Origin of the sequence: Actinocrinis sp., assembly GCF_035653575.1 — a bacterium.
Lineage (GTDB): Bacteria > Actinomycetota > Actinomycetes > Streptomycetales > Catenulisporaceae > Actinocrinis.
This window is the reverse complement of the sequence record NZ_DASRBQ010000062.1, coordinates 1-25213: the sequence shown is the minus strand read 5'-3', so window position 1 is coordinate 25213 and position 25213 is coordinate 1. Positions and strand designations below refer to the sequence as shown.

Genomic DNA, 25213 nt, shown 5'->3' with positions numbered 1-25213 from the left:
CCCTCCCGCCGAAACAGAAGGTTCCACACCATGCCTGATATCCGAAGGCGGAGGCGACCGCGCGCCGCGGTCCTCGCGACCGCCGCTCTCAGCCTGGCGCTGACCGGCCTCGCGCCGATCTCCCCCGCTCATGCCGCGACCGTGAACACGACGATCACTGTCGACGGCACCAGCCCCGGGCGTACGTTCGACGGCGTCGGCGCGATCAGCGGCGGTGGCGGCAACACGCGCCTGCTAGTCGACTACCCGGCCACCCAGCGCAACCAGATCCTCGACTACCTGTTCAAACCGGGCCACGGCGCGGACCTGCAAATCCTCAAGGCCGAGATCGGCGGCGACACCAACTCCACCGACGGCGCCGAATCAAGCATCGAGCACACGCAGGGCACGATCAACTGCTCCAACGGCTACGAATGGTGGCTGATGCAGCAGGCCAAGGCGCGCAACCCGAACATCAAGCTGTACGGCCTGGCCTGGGGCGCGCCCGGCTGGGTCGGCAGCACCTTCTGGACCACCAATACCATCAACTACCTCATCTCCTGGCTCGGCTGCGCCAAGCAGAACGGCCTGAGCATCGACTACCTCGGCGGCTGGAACGAGCGCAGCTACAACATCTCCTGGTATGAGCAGCTTCGCAGCACCCTGAACGCGAACGGCTACTCCGCGGTGAAGATCGTCGGCGCCGACGACAACTGGAACATCGCCAACGACATCGACAGCAACTCCACGTTCGCCTCCTCCGTCGACATCATCGGCACGCACTACCCCTGCGGCTACCTGACCGCGGAGACTTCGTGCCCGTCGACCTCCGCGGCCGTCTCCTCCGGCAAGCAGCTGTGGGCGAGCGAGAACGGCTCCGAGGACGCCGAGCTCGGCGCGGCGGCCACCGCGCGCGGCATCAACCGCGGCTATCTCGACGGGCAGATGACCGCGTACATCAACTGGCCGGTCGTCGCCTCGATCTACCCGGAACTCTTCTTCAACGACGACGGCCTGATCACTGCGAACCAGCCGTGGTCCGGGGCTTACACGGTCGGCCGCACCACCTGGGCGATCGCGCAGACCACTCAGTTCACCGCGCCCGGCTGGCAGTACTTGAACACGGCCTCCGGCTACCTGGGCGGTAGTCGAAGCAACGGCAGCTATGTCAGTTACGCCTCGCCCGATCGCAGCGCGTGGAGCACCGTCTTCGAGACGATGGACGCCACCGCGTCCCAAACCGTCTCCCTCTCGGTCACCGGCGGCCTGCCCAGCGGATCGCTGCACGTGTGGTCCACCGACCTCTCCCAGCCCGGCGCCGCCACACCGCACATGGTGCAGAACACGGACCTGACCGCGACCAGCGGCAGCTACCAGCTCACACTCGCCCCCGGCCACATCTACACCGTCACCACCACGACCGGACAGGGCGCGGGCACCACCACCAGCCCGCAACGCAGCATCCTGCCTCTCCCCTACAGCGACAGCTTCGCCAACTACACCACCGGGCAGGAGGCTACCTACTTCGCCACCATGAACGGCGCCTTCCAGGCAGAGCCCTGCCAAGGCGGCCGCAGCGGCAACTGCCTGCGCCAGATGGCGCCCACCACGCCGATCCGCTGGACCAACGAACCCGGCGATCAGCCGTACACGCTGATGGGTGATCTGAGCTGGAGCAATTACACGGTCGGCAGCGACGTGCTCCTGGAACAGAGCAGCAGCGCCGCGGAGATCCTCGGCCGCGTCGTCGCGCAGAACCGCAACAACAACGGCCTTAACGCCTACCATCTGCGCTTGGCCGACACCGGCGCCTGGTCGCTGCTCAAGACCGACTCCGCGTGGAACTGGACGACGCTCGCGAGCGGCACCGTCACGGCGCCCGGCACGGGAACCTGGCACCACCTCGCCCTCGGCTTCCAGGGCACCACCATCACCGCGGCGATCGACGGTACGACCGTCGCCACGGTGACCGACGCCAGCTACACCGGCGGGCAGGTCGGCCTCGGCACCGCGGGCTACTACCCGGTCGAGTACTCGAACTTCTCGGTCACGCCGGGCACGACGACGGCGCTGTCGGGCAAGTACAACATCGTCAACGTCAACAGCGGCCAGCTGATGGACGCCTCCGGTGGCAAGACCGCCGACGGCACCCCGATCCTTCAGTGGCCGTCCACCGGCGCCACCAACCAGCAGTGGACGGTGAGCCAGAACAGCGCCGGCTACTACACCATCACCGGCGTGGCCAGCGGCAAGGCGCTGGACATCCCCAACGTCACCACCTGGCCCGGCACGCAGCTGGAGCTGTGGACGCCCAACGGCGGCACCAACCAGCAGTGGCTGATCCGCCCCACCGGCGACGGCACGTACACGATCGAGTCCCGTTCCGACGGCGACGTCCTGGACGTGGCCGGTGCGTCGAGCACCAACGGCGCCACCATCGACCAGTGGTACCCGAACGGCAACAACAACCAGCTGTGGACGCTCGTCCCGGTCAGCTAATTCGTTAACTCTTTGATTCCTGTCGTGGCGCGCCGATTCGACGATCGGCGCGCCACGCGCATAAGACGCATGCCTTTAAGACGCATGCATTGAGGAAGGTTTCCATGGTCACCCATCCACGTGTGCAACGAAGGACCGCGGCGGCGGTTTTCTGCGCCCTCGGCGTCGCGCTGTTGCTGCCCGCCTTCGGTCCCGCGCCGCGAGCGCGCGCCGCCACACCCACGACCGCATGGCAGAACGGCGCGTTCTCCGAGAACACCGCGGGCGTCGTCGACCGCTCAGACGTGATACTCGGCAGCCCGAACTCCCAGGCCGCGCAGTCGCTCCCGCTCGGCAACGGCTCGCTCGGCGTCGCGGCGTGGGCGGCAGGCGGGTTCACCGCGCAACTCAACCGCGCCGACACCCTGCCCGGCCGCAAGTCACCGGGCCAGGTGGTCATCCCCGGCCTGGCCAAGCTCACCTCCGCCCCCAACTTCACCGGCCGCCTCGACCTGTACGACGGCGTGCTCACCGAGTCCGGCGGCGGGATGACCATGAGGGCCTTCGTCGCTCAAGGCAGCGCGCAGAGCAGCGACGAACTGATCGTCGACGTGACCGGCGCGGATCCGTCCACGACGCAGACCGCCGACGTGCACTTGTGGAGCGGACGCGCGCCGAGTGCGGCGGCGTCCGGGGCGATCGGTACTCTCGCGGAAACCTGGTCCGACGTGCCCGCACCGATCGGCACCGCCGGTACCTTCGGCTCGATGGCCGCGATCACCGCCGGCGGTCAGGACGTCGCCGCCTCCGTCGTCAGCTCGACCGACGTGCGCGTCAGCTTCACCCCGAACGCCGACGGCTCGTTCCGCGTCATCGTCGCCGCGCCACACTGGACCGGCGGCAATGCGCTGACGACAGCACAAACTATCTTCAGCGCCGATTCCCTCTCCACCGGCGGCGCGCCATACTCCACGACCACCACCTGGTGGCACAACTTCTGGGCGAACGCCGGGTTGTTGGAGCTTTCCTCATCCGACGGCGCCGCCCAGTACCTCGAGAACATCAGAACCCTCTACCTCTTCGACAACGCCGCCGAAGAACCGACCACCGGGCAGTTGCCGGGCTCGACCTCTGGCGCGGCCTCGCTGTTCAACTTCTCCGCCGACAGCCAGCCGTTCTATCCGAACGCGTACTGGTTCTGGAATCTGCGCCAGCAGGTCGCGGCGAACCTGAGCACCGGGCAGTACGCGCTGAACCTGCCGGTCTACAACCTCTATCTGAACAACCTCGCCAATATCCAGACATGGACGAAGGCGAACATGGGCGGACTGCCGGGCATCTGCGTGCCGGAGACCATGCGCTTCAACGGCAACGGCTACCAGAGCGACACCAGCACGACCTTCGCCGTCAGCTGCCAGAACGCCACCGCCACCTACAACGGTGAGACGATCACCAGCGGCGCCGAGATCTCGCTGTGGATCTGGCAGCAGTACCTTGACACCGGGGATCTCGACTTCCTGAAGACCTACTACCCGCTGATCAGCCAGTCCGCGCAGTTCCTCTACTCCTATGCGAGCAAGGGCAGCGACGGACTGCTGCACACCGTGAGCAACGCGCACGAGACGCAGTGGGACGTCACCGATCCGACGACCACGCTTGCCGCGATGCGGTCGCTGTTCCCGGCCGAGATCCAGGCCGCCGCGCTGCTCGGCACCGACCAGACGCTCTCCGCACAGCTGAGCACCGCACTGACCGAACTGCCCGACTACGCGCGCACCGACGAATCCACGCACACCCAGCTGCTGACGGCCTCGGCGGACGCCTCCGGCACCGACGTGATCGGCGACTCGTATCAGCCCACTGCTGCCTTCCACAACTCGGAGAACATCGGCCTGGAACCGGTGTGGCCCTACAACGTCATCGGCGACGACTCGGGCTCGCTCACCGCGCTGGCTCAGCGCACGTATACCTACCGGCCCAACGTGAACAACCCTGACTGGACCGACGACGCGATCGACGCCGCCCGCCTCGACCTGCCCGCGCAGGTGCAGAGCACGCTGGTCGCCTCGGTCGAGAAATACCAGGTCTTCCCCTCCGGCATGGCCTCGTGGCTGGGCAGCCAGGGCAGCGAGCCGTTCATCGAGGAACCCGGCGTGGTGACCACCGCGCTCGACGAGGCGCTGGTCACGGACTACGACGGCACGTTGCGCATCGCGCCGGCATGGCCGTCCGGCTGGGACGCCTCAGGCACCGTCTACCTGCGTGACCAGACCAAGGTGGACGTCCAGGTCGAAGGCGGTACGACAGTGACCGTGGGCATCGTGACAGGCGCCACGCACTCGATGACGATTCGCAACCCCTGGCCCGGCCAACTGGTGCAGGCCGTCGACGGCGCGAGCGGCGCCATCGTGCTCGGTCCCACCTCGGCCGGAACCTTCACCCTCGGCGCGACCGGAGGGCACTCCTATCTGCTCGAACCCACCGCGAACCCGACTACGGCGCTGCCCTTCGCGCAGGTGACCGGAACGCCGGCCACCGCCGCAAAGCACCTGGGCAGCCAGAGCATCGGCCTTGACGCGCCGACAGCCTATGCGTCACTCGCGGCGTCGTTCGACAACGTCGGCGTCACGAGCGACACGAACACCAATGTGGGCAACTTCGACGGCAACGGCGCGAGCATGTCGTCACAGGCCCTCGCCACAGCCGGGGCGGCTTCCGGCGGAACCGTCACCGCGGGCGGCCTGACGTTCGCATGGCCGGCCGAGGGCGGCGGGCAGAACGACAACACGCTGGCTGCCGGCCAGATCATCAACCTCGGCGGATCCGGCTCAACACTCGGATTCCTCTTCGCCGCGACGTACGGTCCGCTCTCCGGGACCGGCTCCATCATCTACGGCGACGGGACTGTGCAGTCGTTCACCCTGAGCGCGACCGACTGGCAGGCCACGCCCACCTCCGGCGAGACCACCGCAGTCACCGAGGCCTACCAGAACCGTGCCGGCAACACGCAGTACAACAAGCCGAGCTACGTGCTCTACGCCGGCATCCCGCTGGCGGCGGGCAAGACGGTGACGCGGGTTCAGTTGCCCAACGTCGGCCCGGTCCCGGCGGCCAAGACCGCCGAATTGCACATCTTCGCCATCGCCATCGGTTAGGGCGTGTTTGGAAGTAGCGCTGCGGCCTCTTTCGACACTGGTAGGCGGTGAAAGGACGTCTCCCTTCCGCTTCAACGCGGGGCTGCTGCCGCCATCCGGCGTTCGAGGCCGCCGAATTGCAGGTGGTAGGCGAACCAGCCGCGAGCCAACCGCGCGACGACGCCGAGGGTGTGTGGCTCCTCGAACAGGTGGCCCGCTCCGGCGACGAGCACCAGGCGGCTCTCGCAGCGCATCCTGCCCTGGGCGCGGCGGTTGAGGTCAATCGCCGCGTGGTCGTGCGAGCCGACGATCAGCAGCGTCGGCGCCGAGACCGCGGGCAGGTAGGGGCCGGCCAGGTCGGGTCGGCCGCCGCGGCAGACGAGCGCCGCGACTTCGGTATCCGGGTCGGCCGCGGCCTGCAGCGCCGCGGCGGCCCCGGTGCTGGCGCCGAACAGGCCGATCGGCAGCCGCGCCGCGCCGGGCTGCTCGCGCAGCCAGCGCATCGCGTGGGCCAGTCGTTCGGCGAGCAGGTCGATGTCGAACACCGCCTGCCGGTCTGCGGCTTCTTCCGCGCTGAGCAGATCGAACACCAGGGTGCCGAGGCGCGCGCGGTTGAGCTGGCCGGCGACGAACCGGTTGCGCGGGCTGGTGTGGCTGCTACCCGCGCCGTGCGCGAACACCACGATCCCGCGCGCGTTCTCCGGAATCTCCAGCCGGCCGGGGAGATGTATCTGCCCGAGCGTGATTTCGACCTCTGGGACGCGCGCGGCGCGTCTGGCTCCGGCGAAGCTGGTCGCGGCCGTCTCGGCGGCCGCGACGTCGCCGAAGCGCTTGGCCGCGTGTTCGAGGCACTCGATCACCTGGCCGTCGCTGACCGGCTGGAATCGCGCGTAGTGCAGGCTGATCGCCGACAGGTCCCGCGGAGCGTGGGCGCAGACGACCTCGTCCGCGAATCCGCGCAGCCGCTCCACCGCCTCCGCCGCGCCGACCGGCACCGCCAGCACGATCCGGGACGCGCCGCGCCGACGCAACACGGTGCAGGCGGCCTGCGCGGTGGCCCCGGTGGCCAGCCCGTCGTCGACCACGATCACGGTGCGGCCCCTGACATCCAGCGGCCCGCTCCCGCCGCGATACCAGCGAAGCATCCGCTCGAGCGCGGCCCGCTCGCTCTGCTCGACCTGCGCGAACTCCCGCTCGCTCACTCGCGCCGCACGCACCAGCTCGTGGTGCACGATGCGCACACCGTCCTCGCCGATCGCGCCCATCGCCAGCTCCGGCTGGAAGGGCACGCCCACCTTGCGCACGAGGCACACGTCCAGTGGCGCGCCCAGCGCCTCGGCGACCTCAGCGGCGACCGGGACGCCGCCACGCGGCAATCCCACCACCACGACGTCGAGGCCGTGCAGGTACTCCAGCCGCGCGGCCAGTTGCTCGCCAGCATCCTGCCGATCGACGAAGAACACGACGAGACTCCCTTCGCCCGCGGACGGCGGCCCGTCGCGGATCACGGCGCCCGGACGGTCAGCGTCCTCAGCTCCTGATCGAATCAGTGCTGATCGATTCACTGCTGATCGAAGCGCCGACGGCCGGCGGTCACCAGCCGCGGAGCGTGTGGACGCGGCGGCGATGGCCGCCGTGCGCGGCGGAGAGCTCCCCGTGCGGTATCTCGGACTCGACGACGGCGTCCGGGCCGGGGAAGAGCAGGCCCACGTGTCCGTCCGGGAACTCGACGAGGTACGGCGGGGTACCGTCCGCGCCGCGGATCTCCACGATCCGGCCCCACTGATCCGGCGAGTCGGTGTGCCTGGCGTGGATGTGAAGGGTGTCGCCTACCTTCGCGTGCATCGTGGTCGCCTCTTTCCTCGTCTTAGCACTAAGCCCATTTCAGCCGCCCCGAGGTCGGCGGCCAACGGCCGAACGTCCCGAATCCGGCACGCGGACGGGGACGCGCCCGTCACTTCGCGGGCGGCTGCGGGCGGTCGGCCGTCTGGGCGGGCAAGCGCAGGTTCTCGCTGATCACGTCCGCGGCCACTTCGTGGATCTTGCGGCCATGGCTGCGGGCGTATTCGCGCAGCAGCTGGAAGGCCTGGTCGACGGTGGTGCCGGCGCGTTCGGAAAGCACGCCCTTCGCCTGCTCGATCAGGATCCTGCTGTCCAGCGCGAAGCGCAGCTGGGCCGTGACCAGCGCCTGGCGGCGCAGCAGCCGCTGGTGCAGCAGCCCGACGGTCGCGGCGTCCGCCAGCGCCTGGACCGTAGCCAGCTGGCGATGGTTCAGGTGGGGTGTCGCCTCGCTCGCCAGGAGAGTCAGGACGCCGACACGGTACTGCCTGCGTCGCAGTGGTCTGACGTACGCGGCGGTGAATCCCGCGCCCCGCGCCTGCCCACCCCACAGCGGCCAGCTCGGAGTCCGATCGCGCAGGTCGGTCCATGCGAGCGGGACTCCGTCGCGGAAGCAGTCCACGCTCGGACCCTGGCCGGAATCGACTTCCGTCGCGGCGAGGTCCGCCGCCTCGGATCCGTGCGCCGCGGCGACAGTCAGCGAGCCGGCCTCATCGAGCAGCACGGCGGTGTCGGTCTTGACCAGGCCGGCCACGCCGTCCGCGAGGATCTGCGGCAGGTTCTGCTGCCGCGAGTCCGCGCCGACGCTGTCGGCCAGCGTGACGATCAGCTCGTGAACGGCCTGGGTACTGCCCGCCATGAGCCACCCCAATCCGTTGCGGCCAGGTTACTGCCGTGTCCCGAGCATTGTCCCGCCTCCGGTTCCTGCCGGAAGAACATCCGAGCGATTTTGGCGCTAATTCAGCGATCGAGGCGCAATCGGCGATCGACGATGTCCTGGGCGACGGTGTCGATCGAGACGCCCTCGGCGTATGCGTGGGCGCGGATCAGGGAGAGGGCCTCGGCCGGCGGACAGCCGAGTTGCGCCGCTAGTACGCCGCTGGCTTGGTGCACCGTGGCGTGTATGTCCGCCTGCGTGAACAGCGACGGCAGTTCGGCCGCGCCGCCGCGGCCTTCGGCGGATTGCCGCGGGCTGAGCATGACCCGGGAGAGGGTGTCGGCGATCACGTGCAGGCGCTCGAATCCGTCTTGGACGGCGGATTCGCGCGGATCGAAGACGGTCAGGGCGCCGAGCGGGGCTCCCGCGGGCTGGACCGGGACCGCGACGACATCCGTCACACCGAGGCTGGCGGCCGCCGGACCGAAGACGGGCCAGCGTTCCAGCAATGCCGCGCCGCGTGCCCGTACCGCGCTGTGCAGCTCGACGCTCGAGTGGGCGGGGCCCTCGCCGAGGGCGAACTCGATGTCCTGGACGGCTTTGCTGCGTTCATCCGAGGCGGCCGCGAGGGTCTCGACCGACTCGGGCCCGAACAGGGTCACCGCGGCCCCCGCGGCATCCGCGATCTCCGCCACCGCGGCCATGAACTCCCCCAGCAGCTGCGCCACGTGCGGATTACGCGCCCGCAGGCGGCCGGCGAAGGACTCGTGCATGCGGGCGGTGGTGTAATGCCGCTGTTCGGCGCGGCGGTGGGTCTGCGCGAGCCGCTCGTGGAACTCGCGCATCACCTCGGGACCGGACTTCGCCCGCTCCTCGTGCCGCGCGGCCACCGCGGCCGCGCGGCGCGCCCGCTGCCGCTCGAGCGCGGCCCAGCCGAGCGCGACGCGCACGGTTCGCGGCACTGACGGCGATGGCGTCATGAGCGCAGCGTAACTCCGATGCGCCCGCGCCGGGCCCGCTCGCGCCAACCCGCCCATCGCGGTCAGCCGATGCGGTCGGCCTCCTCCATCAGGAGCACGAGGCCCTCGGCCGGTTCGTGCAGCGGCGAGCAGATGACCGAGCAGGTGATGGGGCGCCCGATGCGGTTGATCGCCGCTACCCGGACCGGTCCGACCCGGGTCTTGGCGGCGCGGCACTGATCGACCGCCTCCCGCAGCTCGGCCGCGGGCAGCCCGAAGTCGAGCGCGAAGAAGTCCTTCAGCTCCACCTCGCCCGACCGCAGCCCCCACAGGTCCTCGGCCCTCGCGTTCCAGCTGCGCACCCGCAGGTCGGCGTCGAGGACGACGAGGCCGGCGCCGATGCTGGCCACCACGCCGGTGAGGAACGCGTGCGCTTCGTCGAGCTCGGCGGAGCGGCTGCGCAGCTGGTCGTTGACCGCCTGCAGCTCCTCGTTGCCGGATTCGAGCTCTTCGTTGGTGGTCTCCAGCTCCTCGTTGGTCGACTGGAGCTCCTCGTTGGTGGTCTCCAGCTCCTCGATGCTGGACTGCAGCTCCTCGTTGGTGGTCTCCAGCTCCTCGTTCGTCGACTGCAGCGCCTCGTAGGCCGTGGCCAGGTCCTGGCGGATGCGCTGTACCTCGTTCTGCAGCCGGACGGTCGCGGTGCAGTCGACGAAGGTCAGCGACACTCCAGCGCGTTCCCGGTCCGCAGTGGACAGCGGCTGGACCAGGACGTCGAGGTACTGGGTCTCTCCCGTCGGCAGCCGGCGCTGCGCCGCCTGCATCCGCACGCTGCGATGCTCCGACTCGGCCTGCTCGACCAGCGCGCGCAGGTCCAGGGGGCGGTAGGACAGCTCCAAGTCCCGGAAGGGCCGGTGCCGGTCGTGCGCCATCAAGCCGAACAGGGCCCGGGCCTGCGCGTTGAACATCACCACGACGCCGTCGGCGTCGAGCGTGATCATCGCGTTCGGCGCGGTCTCCAGGGTCAGGTCCCGGGCGGCGCGCCTGCGGCCGGCGGCGCGCGACTCGCGGGTCGCCGCGCTCTCCGGCCGGGCCGGCTGGGCGGCGTGCTGCAGCCGAGACTCCCCGGCGCGGCGGCGGAAGATCCGGTTCCTCATGTTGACGGCCTCGAACCGGTCGCCGTCGGACAGCAGCATCTCCGCCTTTCCGAGGAACAGGTGGCCGGCGGGCTTGAGCGCGAAGTGGAACCGGTCGACGATGTCGGCCTGCGCCTGAGCGTTGAAGTACATGAGGGTGTTGCGACAGATGAGCAGGCTGAGCCGGGAGATGGGCGCGTCGCGGGTGATGTCGTGCCGGCCGAAGATGACCCGGCGGCGCAGGTCGGCGCGGAACGAGTAGTCCTCACCTTCGGCGTCGAAGTACTTCTCCACCAGCTGCGGGGACAGCGACCGCAGCGCCTTGGCCGAATAAACACCCGTACGCGCGGTCCGCAACGCCTCGTCGTCGACGTCCGTGCCGTAGATCTTCAGCCGCTTGACGCACTCCTCGATGCCCACGACCTCGGCGAAGATGATCGCCGCCGAGTACGCCTCCGCCCCGGTGGAGCAGCCGGCGCTCCACACCCTGATCTCGCCGTCGTCGGCCACCGCCTGCGGCACGATCTCGCGTTGCAGATAGGTCCAGGCGTCGCTGTCGCGCAGGAAGCCGGTGACGTTGATCAGGATCGTGTTGAACAGCGTCCGGAATTCCTCGGCGTCCGCCTCCAGCAGGTCGCGGTAGTCGGCGTGCGAGGCGGCGCCCAGCTCGCCCATCCGCTTGTGGATCCGGCGCGCGAGCGAGGAGCGCTTGTAGCCGGTGAAGTCGAAGCCGCGGCTGTCGCGGATGAAAACGAGCAGGTCTTCGAACTCGCGGTGCTCGTCGTCCTGGCCGGGTGCGTCAGACATCGATCCTCCCGCGCCGGGCGCGTGCTGATTGCGGACAGGGCTGCCGGTCATCGCCGCGGCGCCGCCACGAGTGCGCGGATCACGGCGGCGATCTGCTCGAGCGGCAGCACGCGGGCCTCCGGGCAGGCGCCGACCGCCGCCGCCGGCATTCCGCCGAACTGGGCGGTCTCCGGGTCCTGCACGATCACGGTGCCTCCGTGCCGGCAGACCGCACTGACCCCGTCCGCTCCGTCGCGGCCGGTGCCGGTGAGGACGCAGGCGAGCAGGCGCGCGCCGTAAATTATGGCCGCCGACTCGAACAGCACGTCAGCCGAGGGCCGCACAAAATGCACCGGCGCGGCGTCCGAGAGGGCGAGAACCGCGCCGGCCGTGACGGTCAGGTGACGGCCGGGCGGCGCGATGTGGACCACTCCGGAGCGCGGTTCCTCTCCGTCTTCGGCGAGCTTCACGGTGAGTTCGGTGCTGCGGGCGAGCACCTCGGCGATCAGGGTGTCGCGCCGTGGATCCAAGTGCTGAACCAGCAGTACGGGCACGGCGAGGGCGGCGGGAAGCTCTCGCAGGAGTGTCTCGAGCGCGGGGATGCCGCCGGCCGACGCGGCGATCGCCACGGCCGCGTAGCCCTCGCCCGGGGAGTGAACTGTGCGCGGATCAGTCACGGGAGGCCGCCGAGGATTTCGGCGGCTTGGCCCGCGCGCCGGCGATCGGCCGGATGCACTTCCGGTTTGCGGCGCGGAGACCTGCGGACACGTGCCGAGCCTATCGAACGCGCACCCGAACCGGCCCCCTTGACGCTCGACCAGATGGCGTGAGCCACCGGAGTCCCTGACCCGGGGCTAGTCGCGCGAATCCTCGGCGACCCCGGCGGCGCCGTCCTGCACGAGCCGGTTCACCCGATCCAGCAACGCCCCCAGTCCCGCGATCGTGTCTCGCAGGTCGCGCATCGCCTCCTCGCGCACGGCGGCGGCCACGAGCGCCGAGGCCAGGAGCCTGGCGAGCGCGTAGTGCGACGAGGTCGGTCGAAGCCCGGCCGCCCGCTGTGAATAGAGCATCATCACACCGGTCGCACGCCCCGCTCACATTACCGGCACCGCGCTGGCCCCGGCGAACGGCGAGGCGCCCATCGCTTGCGCGAATGCCGGCCACCTGGCATCTGCCGCACCGTTGATCGCCGGGGAATGCACTTTGCCGTCGTGGAACGCCGCGTAGGCAGGTCCTCCGTTAAGGCTGGTTTGAATCGCGTCCAATTCACGCGCGGAGGGATGAGACGCCGCCACGGAATGCAACCCGCGATCGTCTCGGTTCGCGACGAACACGCTCACCGCCGAGACATGCAAGAGCCGCGCCACCTGCCGTGCGTCGATATCCGCATGCGCTTCCGCCGCACTCGGCGGAGGTGCGGACACGCTCCCGAGGTCAGGGCTTGACATGGCTCGAACCTAGGTCCGTCCGGTCCGCGTCACCAGAGTCATTAGCCCTGTCCGGCCACGGATTTGACCCCTGCCGGCACCGGCGCGACCGATTCCTGCGGTCTCCTGGCGGCTCATGCCGCCGGGCTCTAGGATGGGCGTGTCGGTTCGCGAATTTCGGGCTTCTGCGCGCCGGCCCAAAAGGCACGTCTTGCCACGCTGTCCTAGACCCCGACGGCTCAACGGCTCCGCTCGAGTGCGGCTGAGCGAACTAGGTGGTCCGGCAGTGGTCCAGGCACAAGAGCGTCATAGCGGCGTAGACGAACTCCCCCACGATGTGAGGCGATCCACCGCCGGTGGAAGCTTGATCGAGCATGCCGTGGTCGAGGCGCTGCTGCGCGCGAGCCTTGAAGTCCACGGGGCGCTCTCCCTGCTCAACGACGAGGGAGTCGTGGCCGAACACCTTCGCGAAGCACTGGACTGCTTGGACGAGGCGGTCAATCAGACGCGCCGCGAGGTCGTCGAACGCATGGACGGCGGCGTGAATTCGTAGCCGCGGGCAATCGCGATCCTCCATCCGACCGCACCCGCATCCGACCTACACCGGGCAGCCGGGACGCGCGGGCGTCGCGCGCTCATTTCGCGCTTCGCGACCGCATGCCCGAGCGGCCGCCATGAGGGGGACGCCAGAGCCGAAGGACCCGATCGATCCGGTCCTTCGGCTCTGGCGGGCGGCCGGGCACCCGCCCGACCCTGGTCGCCACTCTGATGACAGAGCGTGAGCTGTGAAGCCGGCCGGCGGGGCGAACGGGCATCGTGGTCGCCTACGAGGTCGACGACATCGACCCGGACACCCACCTGGGTGGAGCGTGATAGCGGGCCGTTCGCCACTGGCGCGCCCGGGAGGCGAGAGCGACGGTGTGCTCAAAGCCCCTACTTCCGGAAGGAGGGGACGAGCATGAGACTCACCTGGCGGGACGCGGCCACGGTCCCGTTCATGGCCGCGATCATCGCCGTTTACACGGCGCACCTTGGCGGTGCCGACGGCTGGCTGCTGGCCAGCACCCGGGGCAACGCCACCGCGATCCTGGTCCTCGGCACGGTCGGAGGCTGCGCGCTCGGCTCCGCGGCCGAGGTCTTCGAAGGCGATCGCCGCAGCACCGGCGTCGAACTGTACGCCACGCTGACCGGGCTACTCGGCCTGGCAGCGCTGGTCGGCGGCGCCGTCGCGTTGATCGCCGCGAACGGGAGCGCCCTCGCCGTGCTGTTCGGCGCGACGATGGCGCTGTGGGTGCTCTCGACCCTGCGTCATTTGTTCACCGCCGCCGCTCCCAGGCCGGGTGGCGAGCTAGGACCGTACACACATGAGGTGATCGATCAACCGCCCGTGCGCCACTGACGACGGGCGACATCTGCGGCCGAGTCAGGCTGATCGGCTCGGCACGCCGGGACGCACGGCCCTGGCTCACCCGCGTGACGCCGATAGCGTCGATCGCGGGAGATGGTAGAGATGAGTGGCACCGCGCCGCACCAGATACCGGATTACGGCCAGGGCCGGCCGACCAGCGCCCCGCCGACGCAACCGTCGGCCCCTCGCGCCCATCCCGGCTACTCCCCCGGCCGCGTCGTATCGATCATCAGCGGCGTTCTGCTCCTGTTGGTCGGCCTGGTGGCGCTCGGCGGCGGCGGCACCCTGCTGTGGGCCGACCTGGGCGCTCGCCACGGCGGATACCTCACGGTAGCCGCTGGCGATTACCGGACCAGCGGCTACGCCATGAGCAGCGACAAGGTCACGCTCTGGGGCAACGGGCATCTGTGGTATCAGACCTCGTTGATAGGCGACGTGCGCGTCACTGTGACCGCCACCGATCCGGCCACCGCGGTGTTCGTCGGCATCGCGCCGGCTGACACCGCGCAGGCGTATCTGTCCGGCACGCATTACAGCACCCTGACGCACCTGGCCGGCGGCCGCGACAGCGTCGTCGACCATCCGGGCGCCGCGCCGGCTACCGCGCCGGTCCGCTCCTCGGTCTGGACCGTCTCGGCAACCGGTACCGGCACGCAGACGCTGACCTGGCCTTCGCGTGACGGCACCTGGATGCTCGTCGTGATGAACGCCGACGGCTCAGCGCCGGTCAGCGCGCATGTCGACGTCGGGATCACCGCGCCCTCGCTGCTGTGGATCAGCGTCACGCTGTTCGTCGTCGCCGCGCTCTTCACCGTCGCGGGCATCGTGTTGATCATGATCCCGATGGGCCGTGTCGCGCGCGAACGCTCGATAGGTTCGTCGACGACGATCCGCTGACGTGCACTGAACGAGTGGACGTTAGGCCCTACCGCCCGCGCGCGTCCGCTCAACGATTGAAGGTGCACGAAGCTCTGGATGGTTGGAGGAGAAATGCCGAATCCAGTGGTGCACTTCGAGATCGGGATCAAGGATCCCGAGGCGGCAGCCAGCTTCTACCGCGAACTGTTCGGCTGGGAGATCCACAGCAGCGACCCCGAGTACTCCATCGTGGACTCCGCGCAGGGCGGCATCGGCGGCGGCCTGATGCGCACGCACGGCGACATGCCGACATACGTCACCTTCTACGTCAGCGTCGACGACCTGGTCACGAGCCTCGAGCACGCCGTCAAGCTGGGCGGCCGGGCGCTGGTGCAGCCCACTCCCATTCCGCGGGTGGGTTCGTTCGCGCTCTTCACCGACCTGGACGGCAACGTGATCGGGCTGCTGCAGCCACGGGAGAACGCCACCGGCTGAATCAGCGCGACAACGGCCGACTGCGCGGCGTGGCACGCGACTGAAGCCACGACGGCGCGTCACCGACGCCGATCGGCACGCACGCTGTCCACGGCCAGGAGTGAGCGGCTCACGCGCCGCAACGACGAGCTTGGAGCGACGGCACGCCGCGCATCGGGCCGCGCGAGGCTCCGTGCTTGGCTCCGCGCGCGGCCCGCATGCGTCGGGCGAGGCGTTCCTGCCCTACTCCACCGGCATGTCCGCACCGTAGGCTCCGGAGTCGTCGTAGGAGCCTGCGTCGCCCGCCCCGGGGTCGCCGCCTGACGAGCTGTCAGAACTCGGCGCCGCGCTCGACGAACCGGTGTCGCCGCCGGACGAGTCGCCTCCGGACGAGTCATCGCCGTGCACGAGGTTGTACGCCGTGTCGCCGAGCCAGTTGCCCGCCGCCTGCAGCCCCGACTGGACCATGTGGTGCGCGTCGGAGCTCTCCCCGCCGCCGCCCGCGGCGTTGCCGAGGTCCCAGGCGCCTTCCGCGAGCCCGAGCACCCCGAAGGTCGCCGCGTTTCCGGCGGACTCGGCCATGCTCAGCGACTGGTCGGCCGCGCCGTCCCAGTCCCCGGTCACCGCGTCGCCGATCGCCGCTCCCGCGTGGTACGCCGTCTGCGCCACCGAGACGACCTCGCTCACGCCCGGGATCATGTCGGCGTCCGACGCCACCAGCTTCGCCGCGTCCTCCGCCGTCGCGCCCGCCGCTTGGAAGGCGTGCGCCGCGTCCTCGCCCGCCGACTCGATGAAGTGCCCGGCCGCCTCCAGACCGCCGTCGAGCGTGTGCTCGACCCCCTCGAACCAGCTGCCGCCGCTCTCGTCGCTCTCGCTCATCCCGCGATCCCCTCCCGGCTCGTCCACCGGCCGTAAGCACGGCCCGTCAGAGCTTTGACGGTAGGGATCCGCTCCGGCGGCCAGCAATGCCGCGAGCCGCGTTCTGCCTCGTTGGACGCAAGACGTGCCCAAAGGGGCAGCGGCCTGACAGCAGCGGTGCGCTGGAGAGCGGGGCGGGGTCAGACGGTCTGCGCGCCGCGTCGGGCGAGCGAAGGGTGCGCGCCGATCGACACCAGCCCGGTGAGGGTCGCGCACGGATCGGTGCCGGCCAGCGCCGCGCGCCCCAGCAGCACCGCGTCGGCGCCCTGCCTCGCGTAGGCGATCAGATCCGAGCGGCCCGCCGGTCCGCACTCGGCCACCCGCACGACGTCGCCGGGAACCATCGGCAGCAACTCACGGATCGCGGCACGCGCCGCCTCCGCGTCCGCGTGCTCAGGCGCCCGCACCAGCACCGCGCGGGCACCGGCACGCAGCGCCAGCCCCAGATCCGGCCCGTCGCGCACTTCGACGAGAGCCGTCAGGCCGAGCGAAGCGGTCCGCTCCACGAGCGAGACCAGCGCCTCACGCGGCAATGCCGCCGCCGTCAGCAACACCAGGTCCGCGCCGTGCGCGCGCGCCTCCCAGAGCTGATAACTGGAGACGACCAGGTCCATGCACAGCACGGGCATCCGCGTGCGCGAAGACACCGCCGCCAGCTGACGCCACGGCTGCGGCGACGGATGCGCAGCGGGCGCCATGGCGATCGCGCCGACGCCGCAGTCCTCCCACTGCTCGACCAGTGCGCAGCACTCCGCGTTCACGGGATCGAGCTCTGCGATCACGGCGACCCGTTCGCCGCGCAGCGCCTGCATCCTGCCCTGCGGCCTCGGCCGCGCGAGAGCTCGTTCCTTGATCTCCGCGAGCGGCATCCGGGCCTCACGCGCGGCGACCTGCGCGCGCACACTCGCCAGCAGCGTCTCGGGTATCCGGCTCACGCGCTCGCCTCCTGCAGCACGGACCGCCCGCCGGTCCCCGCATGCCGTCCTCGCCGTAGCGACACTCGCGCCCTCCCCGAGACCTCCGCAGGACCGACTCGGTCGTCGAACCTTGGCGATGGTGTGCCCGGCCGGTGAAGACACTAACCGCATCGGCCGACGCTGAGGCAAATCGACGCCGCGTGCGCAGACCACACGCCGTGGACGCGCTGCATCTCGCAGATGCGAGGATTACAGTCTCATTTCTATCGCCGCTCCGATGCTGTAGCGGCGATTCGCCTGGCATCTTCCGGGTTATCGTGTGCAGGTGCCGACGTTTGGGATCAGTGAAGCCGCCGAGCTGCTCGGCGTCAGCGCGGACACCGTGCGCCGCTGGGTCGACACGGGGAAGCTGCCCGCCGAGCGCGAGCCGAACGGGCACCGGCGGATCGCCGGGACCGACCTGGCCGCGTTCGCCGCGTCCCAGCGGGACACCACCGAGCAGGAGCGGGCCGGCGCGGTCTCCTCGGCGCGCAACCGGCTGCGCGGGATCGTGACCCAGGTGGTGCGCGACGGGGTGATGGCCCAGGTGGAGATCCAGGCCGGACCGCACCGGATCGTCTCGCTGATGAGCCGCGAGGCCGCCGACGAGCTCGACCTGCAGGTCGGCAAGGTGGCCGTCGCGGTGGTCAAGTCCACCAACGTCGTCGTCGAGCTCTAGCCGGGCCGCGCCGCGGCCCCAGACCAACGGGAGTGATCGGCAGTGATCATGACGTTCGCGCTGCGCGCCAGCCGCACCGCCTCGGCTTTGGCCCTGGCCGGGGCCGTGGTGCTGGCCGCCGCGGCCGGATGCTCCTCCGGCTCGGGCTCTGGCTCCGGCGGTGCGCCGGCGGCGGCCTCCTCCGGCGCCGCGTCGTCGGCCGCCGCGCTGTCCGGCACCGTGACCGTGTTCGCCGCGGCCTCGCTGACCGGCACCTTCACCAAGCTGGGCAAGGACTTCGAGGCGGCGCACCCGGGCGTGACCGTCAAGTTCAACTTCGGCGGCTCGGACAGCCTGGCCGCCGGCATCGTGTCCGGGGCGCCGGCGGACGTGTTCGCCGCGGCCAGCACCACCACGATGAACACCGTCACCAAGGCCGGTGACGCGGCCGGCACGCCGACCGTGTTCGTCAAGAACCAGCTGGAGATCGCGGTGCCGCCCGGCGACCCGAAGGGCATCAAGACCCTCTCTGATCTGACCAAGCCGGGGATCAAGGTCGCGCTGTGCGCGACCACCGTGCCGTGCGGCGCGGCGGCCGTGAAGGCCGAGGCCGCGGGCGACGTCAAGATCACTCCCGTCACCCTCGAGACGGACGTCAAGGCGGCGCTGACCAAGGTCGAGCTCGGCGAGGTCGACGCGGCGCTGGTCTACCAGACCGATGTGAAGGCGGCCGGCGGAAAGGTGCAGGGCGTGGACTTCACGGAAGCCGCCAAGGCGATCAACACCTATCCGATCGTCGTGCTCAAGGACGCCCCGAACGCCACGGCCGCGCAGGCCTTCGTCGCGTTCGTGCTCTCCGCCCACGGCCGCGACGTGCTCGACGCAGCCGGCTTCCAGAACCCGTGATGCCCGGCCGGACCCCGAGCCTCAGGCCTCGAACGGGACGCGCCGAAGGTCCGCGGCGCGGCCCGAGCCCCACCGCGACCCGGCGCGTGCCGCTCGCGCTGCTGCTGCCCGCGCTGCTCGGCGTGGTGTTCCTGACCCTGCCGCTGATCGGGCTGCTGGTGCGCACCCCGTGGAGCGACCTGACCGCACAGCTGCGCGGCACCCAGGTGCTCCAAGCACTGCGGCTCTCGCTGATCACCGCGAGCCTGGCTACCGCGCTCTCGCTCGTGCTCGGGGTACCGCTGGCGTGGCTGCTGGCCCGCGCGCGGTTCCCGGGCCGGCGCCTGCTGCGCGCGCTGATCACCGTTCCACTGGTGCTGCCCCCGGTCGTCGGCGGCGTCGCGCTGCTGCTGGCCCTCGGCCGGCGCGGGATCCTCGGGCAGTACCTGGACTCCTGGTTCGGCATCACCCTGCCGTTCACCACCGCGGGGGTCGTGCTGGCCGAGGCGTTCGTCGCCATGCCGTTCCTCGTGCTCAGCGTGGAGGGGGCGCTGCGCGCGGCGGACCCCCGGTTCGAGGACGCCGCCGCGACGCTGGGCGCCTCCGGCTGGACCACCTTCCGCCGGGTCACCCTGCCGCTGATCGCCCCCGGTGTCGCCGCGGGCGCGGTGCTGGCCTGGGCCCGCGCCCTGGGCGAGTTCGGCGCCACCATCACCTTCGCCGGCAACTTCCCAGGCACCACGCAGACCATGCCGCTGGCCGTCTACCTCGCCCTGCAGGACGATCCGCAGGCCGCGATCGTGCTCAGCCTCATCCTGCTCGCGGTCTCGATCACGGTGCTGGCCGCGCTGCGCGAGCGCTGGATGACGACGGCATGAGCGTCGACGCCCGCCTGCGCGTCGAGCGGCCCGGCTTCGCCCTCGACCTCGACCTGCACATCGAGGCCGGGCAAGTCGTCGCGCTGCTCGGCCCCAACGGCGCGGGCAAGACCACGACCCTGCGCACGCTGGCCGGCCTCAACGCCCTCAGCAGCGGCCGAATCGCCATCGACGACGCAGTGGTCGAAGACACCTCGACCGGGCGGCGCATCCCCACCGAGCGGCGCGGCATCGGGCTGCTCTTCCAGGATTACCTGCTCTTCCCCCATCTCTCCGCGCTCGACAACGTCGCCTTCGGGCTGCGCTGCCAGGGCCGCTCCAAGGCCGAGGCGCGCACCGCGGCCGCGGCCTGGCTTGAACGCGTGGGGCTGAGCGAGCACGCCGCCGCACGCCCCGCCGCCCTCTCCGGCGGTCAGGCCCAACGCGTCGCCCTCGCCCGGGCCCTGGCCCCCAGCCCGCGGCTGCTGCTGCTCGACGAACCCCTCGCGGCCCTCGACGCCCACACCCGCCTGGACATCCGCACCCGGCTACGCCACCACCTGGCCGACTTCACCGGCGCGACCCTGCTGGTGACCCACGACCCGCTCGACGCGATGATCCTCGCCGACCGCCTGATCGTCATCGAACACGGACAGCTGGTGCAGGCCGGAACGCCCGGCGAGATCGCCCGGCATCCGCGCACCGAGTACATCGCCCGGCTCGTCGGCCTCAACCTCTATCGCGGCACCGCGACCGACCACCGCGTGCGCCTGACGCAGGGGGCTGATATCACCACCGTCGACTCGCATCAGGGCCCGGTGTTCGTCGCCTTTCGCCCCACCGCGGTCGCGCTCTACCGCACCCGCCCCGACGGAACGCCCCGTAATCAATGGCCGGTCACCGTCGCAGGCATCGAACGGCGCGGCGACCACGTACGCATCGACCTGACCGGTCCACTCCCGATTGCCGCCGACATCACCCCGGCCGCCCTCGCCGAACTCGACCTGGCGCCAGGCACCGAGGTCTGGGCCACCGTCAAAGCCACCGAGACAAGCACCTATCCCGCCTGAGGCGTCAACACCCTCGAACCATTCAGGCCGACGACCACCCGCACCATAACAGTGTCCTGAGTCAGTGGTCGGGCGCGTACAGCTCAGTCGCCTGATGCAGGGCGTCGAGATACCCGGCGCGGCTGCTGTCCTCGGTGTTGCCGTGCTGCGACGTGGCCTCGGCGAGCATGCCGCGCACCTGCTCCAGATCGCTGAAGCCCTTGCGCTGCATCCACCCGGACAGCCCGTCGAGCAGCGAACCGATGTGTTCGGGGCCGTAACGCAGCAGGGCGGAGGTCGTCATCACCACGTCGGCGCCGGCCAGCAAGTACGCGGCCACGTCACCGGGCTGGTCGACGCCGCCGGTCGCCGCGAGGGAGGCGTTGACGCGTCCGCGCAGCCGCGCGATCCAGATGCGCGGGAAGGCGGCATCCGCCGGGCGGGAGAGCGCGAAGGTGGCGCTCACTCGCAGAGTGTCCGGGTCGATGCCGGCCTGCATGAACCGGTTGAACAGCACCAGGCCGTCCGCGCCGACGCGGTCGAGACGCAGCGCGAACTCGCCCGGGGAGCTGAAGTAGGGCGCGATCTTGACCGCCACCGGGATGTCGACCGCCGCCTTGACGGTGGTGAGCACCTCGATGTGCCGCTGCTCGACCTCGCGGCCCGGGGTGAGCGCGTCGGCCTGCGGGAAGTAGAGGTTCAGCTCGATCGCGGCCGCCCCGGCGCTTTGCATCGCGGTCGCGTAGTTCGTCCAGCCGCCGGTGGTGCAGCCGTTGAGGCTCGCGATCACCGGGATCTCGACCGCCGCGACGGCCTTCTCGATCAGGTCCAGGTAGCCGTGCGGGCCGTGCCGCTGACCGCCCGGAGGCAGGAAGGTCAACGCGTCGGCGAAGTCGTCGGTCCCCAGCTGTCCCGGCCGTGGGTCGTACTCGGCCTCGCGGCGGATCTGCTCCTCGAAGAGGGAGGCCAGCACGACGGCGCCGGCGCCGCTGTCGGCGAGGCGGCGCACGCCCTCGACGGTGCGCGAGAGCGGCCCGGCGGAGGCGACGATCGGGTTGCGCAGCTCCAGGCCCAGGTAACGGGTCGTCAGATCCATGAAGTCTCCTACCTCGGCCTGCGCGGGATCCGGCGGAATCGCCCGCCGCCTCAAGCGAAGCACGCGCGCGAAAGGCCGGCCCAGGGCACAAGGTCCCAAGGTCTAGGGGCCCGGCATCAGGGTTCGGTCGCGCGCCGCCGATGCTCCTGCCTGACCGGGGCGCTGCCGGGGACTTTCGGCCCGGATTACCAGGCCGGACGGTCCATTACCGCCGCTGAGCGCTAGGTGGATCGTGAGGACCAGGACCTGATACGCAAAGAAACCAGAAGGGGTGCGTCATGCGCCGCAAGACTTTCGACATCCTGGCCAGCCTCGGCGGCATCGTGGTCGTCGTGGCACTTCTGATCGCCGGCGCCCTGGCCACCTGGGGCTACAGCTTCGCCAGCGACAACGTGCGCGACCAGCTCTCCCAGCAGCAGATCACCTTCCCGGCGAAGGGCAGCCCGGCGCTGGCCAGCCCGGAGATCGGCCCGTACCTGAACCAGTACGCCGGCCAGCAGCTGACCACCGGCCCGCAGGCCAAGGCCTACGCCGACCACTTCATCGCGGTGCACCTGGCCGAGATGCCGTACGGCGGGGTCTACGCCAAGGTGAGCGCGGCGGCCCAGGCCGACCCGAAGAACACCACGCTGCAGACCGAGGTCCAGACCGTCTTCCGGGGCACCACCCTGCGCGGCCTGCTGCTCGAGGCCTACGCGTTCTCGGTGTTCGCGACCATCGCCTTCTGGGCCGCCATCGCGTCCTTCAGCCTGGCGTTCCTGATGGCGATCCTGGTCGGCTTCGGGTTCTGGCACTCCCGCCGGGTCGCCCCGGACACGGAGATCCTGGTGCACGAGGTCCCGCAGACCTCCGCCGCCTGAATCCGGCAACGGTAGACGAACGCTAAGCAACGCTAAACGCGGCACCCGGCTCCCGCCCCACGGCGGGGGCCGCGTGCCGTTCTCCGCTCCCCCCGGTGTTCGCGGCACGCTCGCGAGTTACGGTGGGAGCAGCGGTGGCCGCGACGGCGGCCGGACCAGCCGATCGGCGCGAGGAAGCGGCATGTCAGACACCATGGAATCCGTAGAGTCCGTCACACTGCGCCACGCCGGCGCCGAGCTCGAACTGCCGGTGACCGCCGGCACCGAGGGCGCGCACGGCATCGACATCAAACAGCTCGCGGCCAAAGCCGGCCTGGTCACGCTGGACCCCGGCTTCGTCAACACCGCCGCCTGCTCCTCCGCGATCACCTACATCGACGGGGACGCGGGCATCCTGCGCTATCGCGGGTACCCGATCGAGCAGCTGGCCGAGAACGCCGACTTCATCGAGGTCTCCTACCTGCTGATCTACGGCCGCCTGCCAACCCGGCCGCAGTACGAGCGGTTCGCCGAGAACATCCGGCGGCACACCCTCGTACACGAGGACCTCAGGCGGTTCTTCGACGGCTTCCCGCGCGACGCGCACCCGATGCCGGTGCTCTCCTCCGCGGTCTCCGCGATGTCCACCTTCTACCAGGACGCTCTGAACCCGTTCGACGAGCCGAACGTCGAGCTGTCCACGATCCGGCTGCTGGCCAAGGTCCCAACCCTGGCCGCGTACGCGTACAAGAAGTCGATCGGCCAGCCGTTCCTCTACCCGGACAACTCGCTGAGCCTGGTGGAGAACTTCCTGCGGATGACCTTCGGGCTGCCGGCCGAGCCGTACGAGGTCGACCCCGAGCTGGCCAGGGCGCTGGACGTGCTGTTCATCCTGCACGCCGACCATGAGCAGAACTGCTCCACCTCCACGGTGCGCCTGGTCGGCTCGGCCGAGGCCAACCTGTTCGCCAGCATCTCCGCGGGTATCAACGCGCTGTTCGGGCCGCTGCACGGTGGCGCCAACGCGGCGGTGCTGGACATGCTCGAGCAGATCCACGGCTCGGGCGACGACGTCGCCACCTTCGTCGCCAAGGTCAAGGACCGCACCCCCGGCCTGCGGCTGATGGGCTTCGGGCACCGCGTCTACAAGAACTACGACCCGCGCGCGAAGATCGTCAAGCAGATCGCCGACACCGTCATCGCCAAGCTCGCGCCGGACGATCCGCTGCTCGGGCTGGCCAAGTCCCTGGAGGAGACGGCACTCTCGGACGAGTACTTCATCGAGCGCAAGCTCTATCCGAACGTCGACTTCTACACCGGGCTGATCTACCGGGCGATGGGCTTCCCGACCAAGTTCTTCACCGTGCTGTTCGCGATCGGCCGGCTGCCCGGCTGGATCGCCCACTACCGCGAGATGATCAACGATCCGGTGCGCAAGATCGGCCGGCCGCGCCAGATCTACACCGGCGCTACCGAACGCGCTTTCGTACCGATCGACGAGCGCTGATACCGGCGCCAGTGGCCTGACGCCCCGGCTGCGCATCGCGCGCTGCACGGCCGGGACGCATGAGTGCGCGGAAAGCGGTAACCAGCCGGGCCGTGTATCTGCGCAGTGAATCTAACGTGACGCGGTCGAGCCGCGCCGCCGTTGGCCGCGAGACAACGGGTTGGCGCGCGGTCGTCCGGGTGCTGCTCTTGGTGCTGTTGCTCGGCGCGGTGATGGTCGGGCTCGGGTGGCTGGTGACACACTCGTTCGCTCACGCCTGGCCGTTCACCGCCGAAGACGGCGTAGACCGCGGTCTCGCGGCGCGTCGGGAACCGGTGCTCAACACGGTGACCGGCGTGTTGTCGACGGTGGCCGACACGCCGTGCACGGTCCTGCTGGCCGCAGCGGCGATCGTCGTCGCGCGACTCGTCACCGGCCGGTGGCGGGCCTCGGCGCTCATCGCGTCGGCGCTGCTGATCGAGGTCGGCCTCTTCCTGATCACGACCGTGCTGGTGCACCGCTCTCGTCCGGGCGTCATCGAGCTCGACCATTCGCCGCCGACCTCGAGTTTCCCGTCCGGGCATACCGCTGCGGCCGTGGCCTTGTACGGGGCCGTGGCCTGGCTGATCGCGCGTGGGACGGGACGCTGGCAGGCCTGGCTCCTGCTGCTGATGCCGGCCACTGTGGCGTTCGCGCGCTTGTATCGGGGGATGCACCATCCCAGCGACGTCGTCGCCGGATTCCTCCTCGGCGCCGGCTCGCTCGCGATCGCGGTACGTGCCGTGTATGCGCCACTCCCGCTGCCCGGCCGGACCCAGCCCTCCGCCGCGCGCGGCTCGAGATACCGATCCCGCTCGGCGATCTCGGAGGGACGCCGGTGAGCGACACGGTCCTGATCGTGAACGGGGCGAAGGCGGACGCGCGCGCCGCGGCCGAGTTGCATGAGCGCGTGGCTCGCGCCTTCGCCGAGAAGGGCCGGCCGAAGCCCCGGCTGGTCATGACGACTCCGGACGACAACGGTGCGACCGCGGCCAGGTCCGCGGTCGAGTCCGGCGCCGGCTTGGTGGTGGCCTGCGGCGGGGACGGCACGGTGAACGCGGTCGCCGAGGCGCTGGGC

At 70.4% G+C, this 25213-nt stretch carries 24 protein-coding genes and 2 pseudogenes; 14 read left to right on the top strand and 12 right to left on the bottom strand.

Annotated elements, in window-relative coordinates:
- Positions 1–30 precede the first annotated feature (30 nt).
- The gene (locus tag VFA06_RS09055) at positions 31–2478 is read left to right on the top strand and encodes an RICIN domain-containing protein (protein WP_324839995.1); all 2448 of its coding nucleotides are present in this window, start codon (positions 31–33) and stop codon (positions 2476–2478) included.
- 104 nt (positions 2479–2582) lie between these two features.
- Positions 2583–5612: a glycosyl hydrolase family 95 catalytic domain-containing protein gene (locus tag VFA06_RS09050; RefSeq protein ID WP_324839994.1), complete on the top strand. Its 3030-nt coding sequence runs from the start codon at positions 2583–2585 to the stop codon at positions 5610–5612.
- A gap of 71 nt (positions 5613–5683) precedes the next feature.
- Here the strand turns inward: VFA06_RS09050 and VFA06_RS09045 are convergent, their stop codons facing one another.
- The 9 genes and pseudogenes from VFA06_RS09045 to VFA06_RS09010 form a co-directional block, all read right to left on the bottom strand.
- Positions 5684–7054 (bottom strand): phosphoribosyltransferase, encoded by a 1371-nt coding sequence (locus tag VFA06_RS09045; protein ID WP_324839993.1) that lies wholly within the window; start codon positions 7052–7054, stop codon positions 5684–5686.
- Between the two features lie 130 nt (positions 7055–7184).
- Positions 7185–7436: a DUF1918 domain-containing protein gene (locus VFA06_RS09040; protein ID WP_324839992.1), complete on the bottom strand. Its 252-nt coding sequence runs from the start codon at positions 7434–7436 to the stop codon at positions 7185–7187.
- Positions 7437–7545: 109 nt separating this feature from the next.
- On the bottom strand, positions 7546–8289 hold the full coding sequence (locus VFA06_RS09035; protein ID WP_324839991.1) for a GAF and ANTAR domain-containing protein: 744 nt from the start codon (positions 8287–8289) through the stop codon (positions 7546–7548).
- Positions 8290–8390: 101 nt separating this feature from the next.
- Positions 8391–9287, bottom strand: coding sequence for an ANTAR domain-containing protein (locus VFA06_RS09030; RefSeq protein WP_324839990.1), 897 nt, complete (start codon positions 9285–9287; stop codon positions 8391–8393).
- A gap of 62 nt (positions 9288–9349) precedes the next feature.
- Positions 9350–9676, bottom strand: a pseudogene (locus VFA06_RS26065) (PAS domain-containing protein); the annotation flags it as partial.
- Positions 9677–10000: 324 nt separating this feature from the next.
- Positions 10001–11206, bottom strand: a pseudogene (locus tag VFA06_RS26060) (CheR family methyltransferase); the annotation flags it as partial.
- A gap of 47 nt (positions 11207–11253) precedes the next feature.
- Positions 11254–11862: a chemotaxis protein CheB gene (locus tag VFA06_RS09020; protein WP_324839988.1), complete on the bottom strand. Its 609-nt coding sequence runs from the start codon at positions 11860–11862 to the stop codon at positions 11254–11256.
- Between the two features lie 177 nt (positions 11863–12039).
- Positions 12040–12258 (bottom strand): hypothetical protein, encoded by a 219-nt coding sequence (locus VFA06_RS09015; RefSeq protein ID WP_324839987.1) that lies wholly within the window; start codon positions 12256–12258, stop codon positions 12040–12042.
- 21 nt (positions 12259–12279) lie between these two features.
- Entirely contained in the window at positions 12280–12633 is a 354-nt protein-coding gene (locus tag VFA06_RS09010; protein ID WP_324839986.1) for a hypothetical protein, read from the bottom strand.
- 343 nt (positions 12634–12976) lie between these two features.
- On the opposite strand from VFA06_RS09010, the gene VFA06_RS09005 reads away from it, so the two are divergent.
- The 4 genes from VFA06_RS09005 (at position 12977) to VFA06_RS08990 (ending at position 15373) form a co-directional block, all read left to right on the top strand.
- Positions 12977–13165, top strand: coding sequence for a hypothetical protein (locus VFA06_RS09005; protein ID WP_324839985.1), 189 nt, complete (start codon positions 12977–12979; stop codon positions 13163–13165).
- A 405-nt stretch (positions 13166–13570) separates the two neighbouring features.
- The gene (locus tag VFA06_RS09000) at positions 13571–14011 is read left to right on the top strand and encodes a hypothetical protein (RefSeq protein ID WP_324839984.1); all 441 of its coding nucleotides are present in this window, start codon (positions 13571–13573) and stop codon (positions 14009–14011) included.
- 111 nt (positions 14012–14122) lie between these two features.
- Positions 14123–14917: a hypothetical protein gene (locus VFA06_RS08995; RefSeq protein WP_324839983.1), complete on the top strand. Its 795-nt coding sequence runs from the start codon at positions 14123–14125 to the stop codon at positions 14915–14917.
- A 93-nt stretch (positions 14918–15010) separates the two neighbouring features.
- On the top strand, positions 15011–15373 hold the full coding sequence (locus VFA06_RS08990) for a VOC family protein (protein ID WP_324839982.1): 363 nt from the start codon (positions 15011–15013) through the stop codon (positions 15371–15373).
- A gap of 222 nt (positions 15374–15595) precedes the next feature.
- Here the strand turns inward: VFA06_RS08990 and VFA06_RS08985 are convergent, their stop codons facing one another.
- Together VFA06_RS08985 and VFA06_RS08980 are read right to left on the bottom strand one after the other, a co-directional pair.
- Positions 15596–16231, bottom strand: a complete 636-nt coding sequence (locus tag VFA06_RS08985) for a hypothetical protein (RefSeq protein ID WP_324839981.1) — start codon at positions 16229–16231, stop codon at positions 15596–15598.
- 179 nt (positions 16232–16410) lie between these two features.
- Positions 16411–17205: an indole-3-glycerol-phosphate synthase TrpC gene (locus VFA06_RS08980; RefSeq protein WP_324839980.1), complete on the bottom strand. Its 795-nt coding sequence runs from the start codon at positions 17203–17205 to the stop codon at positions 16411–16413.
- A gap of 307 nt (positions 17206–17512) precedes the next feature.
- On the opposite strand from VFA06_RS08980, the gene VFA06_RS08975 reads away from it, so the two are divergent.
- From VFA06_RS08975 to VFA06_RS08960, 4 genes are read left to right on the top strand one after another with little or no spacing between them, the layout of a single operon-like run.
- On the top strand, positions 17513–17905 hold the full coding sequence (locus VFA06_RS08975) for a TOBE domain-containing protein (RefSeq protein ID WP_324839979.1): 393 nt from the start codon (positions 17513–17515) through the stop codon (positions 17903–17905).
- Positions 17906–17953: 48 nt separating this feature from the next.
- The gene (gene modA / locus VFA06_RS08970) at positions 17954–18790 is read left to right on the top strand and encodes a molybdate ABC transporter substrate-binding protein (RefSeq protein ID WP_324840013.1); all 837 of its coding nucleotides are present in this window, start codon (positions 17954–17956) and stop codon (positions 18788–18790) included.
- Positions 18790–19647, top strand: coding sequence for a molybdate ABC transporter permease subunit (gene modB / locus VFA06_RS08965; RefSeq protein ID WP_349260119.1), 858 nt, complete (start codon positions 18790–18792; stop codon positions 19645–19647). Before modA ends, modB begins: the two co-directional genes overlap by 1 nt.
- Positions 19644–20696, top strand: a complete 1053-nt coding sequence (locus tag VFA06_RS08960) for an ABC transporter ATP-binding protein (protein WP_324839977.1) — start codon at positions 19644–19646, stop codon at positions 20694–20696. Before modB ends, VFA06_RS08960 begins: the two co-directional genes overlap by 4 nt.
- A gap of 61 nt (positions 20697–20757) precedes the next feature.
- Here the strand turns inward: VFA06_RS08960 and VFA06_RS08955 are convergent, their stop codons facing one another.
- Positions 20758–21771, bottom strand: coding sequence for a dihydroorotate dehydrogenase-like protein (locus VFA06_RS08955; RefSeq protein WP_324839976.1), 1014 nt, complete (start codon positions 21769–21771; stop codon positions 20758–20760).
- A gap of 278 nt (positions 21772–22049) precedes the next feature.
- Here VFA06_RS08955 and VFA06_RS08950 point away from each other — a divergent pair, with 278 nt between their 5' ends.
- The 4 genes from VFA06_RS08950 to VFA06_RS08935 form a co-directional block, all read left to right on the top strand.
- Positions 22050–22631, top strand: coding sequence for a hypothetical protein (locus VFA06_RS08950; RefSeq protein WP_324839975.1), 582 nt, complete (start codon positions 22050–22052; stop codon positions 22629–22631).
- A gap of 181 nt (positions 22632–22812) precedes the next feature.
- The gene (locus VFA06_RS08945) at positions 22813–24117 is read left to right on the top strand and encodes a citrate synthase (protein ID WP_324839974.1); all 1305 of its coding nucleotides are present in this window, start codon (positions 22813–22815) and stop codon (positions 24115–24117) included.
- 116 nt (positions 24118–24233) lie between these two features.
- Positions 24234–24977, top strand: a complete 744-nt coding sequence (locus VFA06_RS08940; RefSeq protein ID WP_324839973.1) for a phosphatase PAP2 family protein — start codon at positions 24234–24236, stop codon at positions 24975–24977.
- Positions 24974–25213 (top strand): diacylglycerol kinase family protein (locus VFA06_RS08935; RefSeq protein WP_324839972.1); only part of this gene is annotated, 240 nt, incomplete at its 3' end. The genes VFA06_RS08940 and VFA06_RS08935, both read left to right, overlap by 4 nt.

What these genes read in the sequence shown, in the direction of transcription:
- VFA06_RS09055 (WP_324839995.1), top strand. Translation starts at nt 31, where the DNA reads ATGCCTGATATCCGAAGGCGGAGGCGACCGCGCGCCGCGGTCCTCGCG.
- VFA06_RS09050 (WP_324839994.1), top strand. Translation starts at nt 2,583, where the DNA reads ATGGTCACCCATCCACGTGTGCAACGAAGGACCGCGGCGGCGGTTTTC.
- VFA06_RS09040 (WP_324839992.1), bottom strand. Translation starts at nt 7,436, where the DNA reads ATGCACGCGAAGGTAGGCGACACCCTTCACATCCACGCCAGGCACACC.
- VFA06_RS09035 (WP_324839991.1), bottom strand. Translation starts at nt 8,289, where the DNA reads ATGGCGGGCAGTACCCAGGCCGTTCACGAGCTGATCGTCACGCTGGCC.
- VFA06_RS09030 (WP_324839990.1), bottom strand. Translation starts at nt 9,287, where the DNA reads ATGACGCCATCGCCGTCAGTGCCGCGAACCGTGCGCGTCGCGCTCGGC.
- VFA06_RS09015 (WP_324839987.1), bottom strand. Translation starts at nt 12,258, where the DNA reads ATGATGCTCTATTCACAGCGGGCGGCCGGGCTTCGACCGACCTCGTCG.
- VFA06_RS09010 (WP_324839986.1), bottom strand. Translation starts at nt 12,633, where the DNA reads ATGTCAAGCCCTGACCTCGGGAGCGTGTCCGCACCTCCGCCGAGTGCG.
- VFA06_RS09000 (WP_324839984.1), top strand. Translation starts at nt 13,571, where the DNA reads ATGAGACTCACCTGGCGGGACGCGGCCACGGTCCCGTTCATGGCCGCG.
- VFA06_RS08995 (WP_324839983.1), top strand. Translation starts at nt 14,123, where the DNA reads ATGAGTGGCACCGCGCCGCACCAGATACCGGATTACGGCCAGGGCCGG.
- VFA06_RS08990 (WP_324839982.1), top strand. Translation starts at nt 15,011, where the DNA reads ATGCCGAATCCAGTGGTGCACTTCGAGATCGGGATCAAGGATCCCGAG.
- VFA06_RS08985 (WP_324839981.1), bottom strand. Translation starts at nt 16,231, where the DNA reads ATGAGCGAGAGCGACGAGAGCGGCGGCAGCTGGTTCGAGGGGGTCGAG.
- modA (WP_324840013.1), top strand. Translation starts at nt 17,954, where the DNA reads ATGACGTTCGCGCTGCGCGCCAGCCGCACCGCCTCGGCTTTGGCCCTG.
- modB (WP_349260119.1), top strand. Translation starts at nt 18,790, where the DNA reads ATGCCCGGCCGGACCCCGAGCCTCAGGCCTCGAACGGGACGCGCCGAA.
- VFA06_RS08960 (WP_324839977.1), top strand. Translation starts at nt 19,644, where the DNA reads ATGAGCGTCGACGCCCGCCTGCGCGTCGAGCGGCCCGGCTTCGCCCTC.
- VFA06_RS08955 (WP_324839976.1), bottom strand. Translation starts at nt 21,771, where the DNA reads ATGGATCTGACGACCCGTTACCTGGGCCTGGAGCTGCGCAACCCGATC.
- VFA06_RS08950 (WP_324839975.1), top strand. Translation starts at nt 22,050, where the DNA reads ATGCGCCGCAAGACTTTCGACATCCTGGCCAGCCTCGGCGGCATCGTG.
- VFA06_RS08945 (WP_324839974.1), top strand. Translation starts at nt 22,813, where the DNA reads ATGTCAGACACCATGGAATCCGTAGAGTCCGTCACACTGCGCCACGCC.